Genomic DNA, 5,442 nt, shown 5'->3' on the forward strand with positions numbered 1-5,442 from the left:
TTGAAAATCTCCCCGCTCTTGGGTGAGGCCCACCGGGCGACTGGGGAAAGCCACCAGGATCCCTTCCAGGCGCAGCGACTCGGCTACCGGATCGTAGGCCAGGCGCAGCTCAAAATCCCGCAGGTCGCGGCGGACTTCCACGCGGCGGATCCCTGCTTCCGTCAGGCCCAAGCGCAGCCGCCAGTGATTTTGCCATCGCGTGCCGAGGGTGGCATCCAGCTCCAGACCATAGGTAGAGATCTGGCCCAACCGGGGATCGTAAACCGCCTGCAGCGCATAGCTGATCCCCGGCTCATACACATCCAGGCCAGAGCGTTGATCCCGGTTAAATGTGGTGCTGCTGCGTCCCCGATATTCCAGACGAACGGGTTGGAGCTGTCCCTGGTTCAGGTCGTAGGCCGTCTGCAACTGAATGTTGAACAGATCAGGGGCGGTGCTCCAGGTGAAGTTGGCGTTGAGGGTATCCCACTTCTGGGTGATGAAGTCGTAGCCAAGGCTGGTGTCCAGGCGCACCAGGTTTTTCACCTCTGCCTGCAGCTCCTGCAAGTTGCGGGAGGCAATCGCTGCCAAATCCTCCGGGGTATCGTCGGGGAAGGTCAGGGCTATCGGCAGCTCGCCGGGCAGGTCATCTTCAAAGGCAATGTAGCCTGGGGGCACATCGGGCAGAAGATCGCGGGGCGTAAAGAAGCTGATGTTGGCATTGATGCGATCCACATCTTTAGGGCTGGTGGAGAGGGTTTGGAAGGGCACAGAATTGTTGCCGTAGAAGGTGCGGCTGTAGCGCAGGTCGATGGTATTCCAGTCGGCAGGTCTGAGACTGAGGCGAGGGTTGAGGCTGACGGTAGACTCCTGGTCAGGAGTGGAGTAGAGGACTTGGGTGTAATCGATAGAACCCGGCATGAAGGTGATCCAGGGAGCCGGTTGAATATCGTTGAACTGGAGGCTGGAGCGCAGCTCGTAGCGATTGAAAAAGTGGAGACCTGCCCCCACCTCTTGATCCGGCTGTTGCTCTTGAGTCAGGGTGAGGGCGCTGCTGAGGGCAATATCGGGCGTGATGCGAATGAGGTCGGGGTTAAAGGCCAGCTCGAAGTTGCGACGCGGCTCGTTGTCGCCATTGGAACTGCTGTAGGCACGGTAGGCCAGGCGATAGGTACCTCCCCAACCGGGTGGGGTCAGTTGAGTGCCCAGCGTCAACCGCGCATCGGCAAAGTCGGGGCCATCTTTGACGCTCACCCGCTGGTTGTAGTCCAAGCGCAGATCCGATTGCAGCCAATGCACGCCCCCGTAGCGCTGAGTGTGGCTGAGGGTGAGGGGGAAGCTGTAGATGCCCCGCTCCTGGGATCCGGTGCGGCTGATGTTGAGGGTGGTGGTGGAGAGATCCCCCTGAAAGGTGGCGTTGAGACGCAGATCGGCGTTGTCGTTGCGCCCGCCGGCAGGACGGTAGGTGTTGTCCAGGTTGAGGTTGAGCTGTCCCCGCAGTTGGCCTTCCTGCCCAAAGAGGTTGGCAGCGTAAAAGTCGAAGTTGTGGTCGATGCGGAAACGGCTGGAGAAGCGCTGTTGGTCGGCTTCGGTAACCAAGTAAAACTGGGCTCGCCCGTAGTTGACACTGTCCGGGATGGGCAGGATGTAGTCGTGCAGGAAGCCGATGCCCAAGCCTTTTTTCTGCATGACATCCAGCCGCAGGCCGCCGAAGTTGTATTCGTCGAAGCGGTAGGCCCAACTGGATTTGACAAACACCCCCTCTGTCTCGCTGCGCCCCGGCAGCACCCATTGGTGATCTCGCAGGCTGTAGATGAACAGGGGGAAATAGGCGATCTGAAGGCCCGCCCGCAGATCCCCTGCTTCTGTCAGCTCGCCGCCGGCAAACACGCGGGCGTCGTAGACGATCACCCGGTCATCGGGAAACACCTCCACCCGATCCCCTTGCACGTAGTGGGTGATGGGTGGCTCTGGCGAGGTGGTGACGGTGGCTTTCTCGAAAAAGATCTGATCCCCCAAAATGGCGGTGGTCTCTTGGCTGCGCACAAAAACCTTGGTGCCCGGCTCCTCCCCCGGCAGAATGACCAGCGAGCTCTCAAATTGGGCGGTGCGACCGGGGATATCCAGATCCAAATTTCGCCCTTCGATTTGCCGGATCCCCCGCCCTTGGGGGCCAGGGGGCTGCTCCATGCGAAAAGGGCCCTCGCTGCGCAGGCGTCGCTCCCGCCGATAAAACAGCAGCCGGTCGCCGGTGATGCGGGTGCCGTCGGCCAGTTGGATCAAGGCGTTCCCCTCGGCAATGCCCAGGTCTTGTTCGGCGATGTAGCTGAGCACATCCCCACTCACGTTGATTTGATCCGGGTCAAGGGGGATTTGCCGCTGCGCGGTGGCCGAGAGTTGCTGGCGAATCTGGGATCCCTGGCTGCCGGTGCCAAGATTTTCTGCCGCTGAAACGGCATCTGCACCAGTGCCCAGATCCCGCAAAAGGGGGAACTGCTCCAGCAGTTGAGGAGCCAGGGGTGAGCCCGCAGTGGGGACAAAGGCTTCCCTGCCCCTTTGAGTGGCCATGGGGGATCCCGTCAGCCCCGACGCAGGGGCGGCATCTGCCAACACAACACCGCCCAAATCCAAGCTCCCACCGGCTTGGGAGATCAGGGGAGGAATGGTCTTGGGGGAAGCTGGGATCCGATTTAACCTTGCCTCTGAACCGGCTCCACCTTGCAGTTGGGCCGTAGCCCGGTTTTCGCCATTGGATTCCGATCGCGTTAGCGGGACGGAGTCCTTGGTGGGGCGCAGCCAGGGTTGCTCTTCCACCTGCAGGGCTTCAGCCTGAGAAGTCATGGGCTGGGAAAGCCGAAGGGAGTTCAGGGTGGGAACTGCTGCAGTGGGCGTCGCCGGTGAAGCGGGCTGGGGAGCCGGTGTTGCTTGGGCTTGCTGCGCCTGTCGCCGAGCATGGGCTGCTGCCCCTTCGGCCAACAGCCGTTGTAGCCGCTGTCGGTTCAGTTCTTCTGGCGTGAGGGCCTTTTCAGGAGAGTTGGCAGAGGGAGGAGAGACCAGGGCCGTAGGGGGTGGGGTTGCCGCAGTCAAGGCTGTAGCAGGCAGAGAAGATTGCGCCTCGGCCAAGGTGATGGGCTCCTCATCGGCGGCAGCCATCGGTTCTGGGCTGGAAGCCCGGCGGGCCGGTTGCAGGCGCTGAGCAAGTGTTTGCGCTGACCGAAAGCGCTGGTAGCCCTCCAGAGAGAACTCCGTCCCGCCGACGCCAACAGTGGGCAGGGGGTCCAACTGGGCGAAGACGGCCTCCCCCGTCCCCAACCACAGGGAGCCGCCCCAGCAAAGAGCCAACCACTTTGCCCAAGGGCTGAAGTCAGGGGGGAAGTTGCAGGATTTCACCGTAAAAACCGCCACAGTAAAGAAAGGCCTACCCCACCGAAAATCATATTCGGCAACCAGGCAGCCAGCCAGGGATCGATGTGCTCAACTCGACCCATCGCTCGTCCCAGGCTCATCAGTACATAGTAAATAAACACCAGAACAATCGCTAGCGCCACGCCGCCGTAGCGCCCCGTTTGCCGCACCGTTTGCAGGCCCAAGGGGGCAGCCACCAAGATGGCGAAAAAGCTGGCCAAAGGAATGGCGAACTTGAGGTGGTATTCCGTCAGGCAGCGAGCCACATCGGCAGAAGGACGTTGCTCCGCTCGATATCGCTGGCACTGCTCCCACAGCTCCCCCGCCCGTTGCTCTTGGGGCACTTTTTCCGCGTACACCAGGCCCACCAGTTTGTTGACGATGTTGAGCTGCATTTCTTCCACCTGGCCTTCATAGTAGGTGCGCCCCTGCTCGTCATAACGGCGGATCACCACATCTCGCAGTTGCCACGATTGGCCCACCTGCTGCGCGGTTTGAGCGGAGATCACCTGCGGATAGCGCAGGTGGCCGGTCTCAGCTTTGCGATCCAGGATCAACAAATCCTGCATCAAGCCGGTCTTCGGGTCAATCGATCCGACATGAAACCAGAGATCATCATCCACCCGCACGATCTCTTCTGGATTAAACAAAAGAGCATCTTGAGCCAAGATGAGGTTCTTGTTCAGGATTTTCACCTTTTGGTTGGTTTCCGGCACAATCACTTCATTGGTCAACAGCGCCAAGCCGCTGATCAGCAGGCCAATACAGAGCACGGGGATAAACACTTTGCGATAGGGGATCCCAGCAGCGCGCAGGGCGATGATCTCGCTATCGGCTCCCATTTTGCCCAGGGTGAGCAAGGTGGCAAAGAGGCCGGCAATGGGAAAGGTGACCACCAAAATGGCGGGCAAATTGAGGATGAGAATGTGCAAAATGGTTAGCGGAGGAGCGCCCTTTTTCACCAGCAGATCGGCGTAGATAAAGAGCTGGTTGCCCAGCATCAGCACCGTGCCCCCGGCCACTCCCAGAAAGAAGGGGCGAATCATCTCTTTGAAGAGATAAAACTCCAAAAAGGCAGCCCCCAATTTCAGGGATCCCCAAAAGCTGCCCGCTTGAGCAGGGGTTCTGCGCAGTTTGCCCTCGGCGAGTGGAGCCGTCATGACATCACCTCGGATCACAACCTCAGCCAAACCTGGACGATCAAAAACCACAGATGGCTCCCCGAGGGGGGATCCCATCAGAGGGCGTCGGTGATGCGAAACTGAAACATTCCCTGCTGCTGCTCGTCTCCTTCGACGGTGTATTCATCTTGTTTTATGTTCAGGGTAACCAGCTTGCCACTGAGGCGATTGGCGCCCCGGCACATCTGATCCAGCGCGTTGCGGCCCGGCAGAGCTTGGGTGCTCTCCCCGGGAAGGCGGCCGACCTCTCCCCGATCGCAGAGCACCACAGGAGCCTGTTCGGCGCTGATTTTGAAAATTTGTTCTCGGTCGAAGTAATCGGCGCGATCCCCTTCGATGGCGCGGTTGGCCTGCACAATAACCACATTGCCGAAGAAGCGGGCATCGCCGCTGGCTTGGTCGATCTCCACCCGGTCGGCGTAGATCACCGTCGGCTGATCCACATCGGCCTGGGTCTCCGGGTTTTGTAGCCGCCGCGCCAGCCACTCCCCCTCGATCTGCTCGATCACCACCTCTCCCCGCAGCTCCACCTTTTCAGGGGTGATGGTGGCTTGGTTGGCCTTGGCCCTACGTCCCCGCTGGATAAACTCGACGGCATCGCTAAACTCGGAAGTACCGGTGCGGGAGTTGTAAACCAGGCGGGCAGCCCGCACTTCGGTTTCGGCTTGGCGCAGTTCTTCCGTCAGGGATCCCCCGCCGGGCGTGGGGGTAGAGGCAGCCATCTGCCGGTAAAGGACGTTCTCTTCAAAGAAGAAGATCTTGTCGCGGTGGTTGCCCTCTAGGCGGGCTGAGGTGAGCACCCGTCCGGGTTCTTCCAGGGTAACTCCTCCCGTCAACAGACTTTGGGATTCGCGGCGGCGGTAGGTGCCCTGGGCCG

Annotated in this window: 3 protein-coding genes; all 3 read right to left on the reverse strand. The window is 60.4% G+C overall.

Translation table 11 applies throughout. The features are described from left to right. The coding region (locus tag NW820_RS06460) for a hypothetical protein (RefSeq protein ID WP_414407013.1) at positions 1-3,321 on the reverse strand (3,321 nt) is incomplete at its 3' end. Between the two features lie 44 nt (positions 3,322-3,365). Next, complete coding sequence (locus NW820_RS06465; protein WP_414407014.1) at positions 3,366-4,544, reverse strand: LptF/LptG family permease; 1,179 nt, start codon at positions 4,542-4,544, stop codon at positions 3,366-3,368. A gap of 77 nt (positions 4,545-4,621) precedes the next feature. Next, positions 4,622-5,442 (reverse strand): LptA/OstA family protein (locus tag NW820_RS06470; RefSeq protein WP_414407015.1); only part of this gene is annotated, 821 nt, incomplete at its 5' end.

The organism is Synechococcus sp. R55.7 (genome assembly GCF_047461955.1).
GTDB lineage: Bacteria > Cyanobacteriota > Cyanobacteriia > Thermostichales > Thermostichaceae > Thermostichus.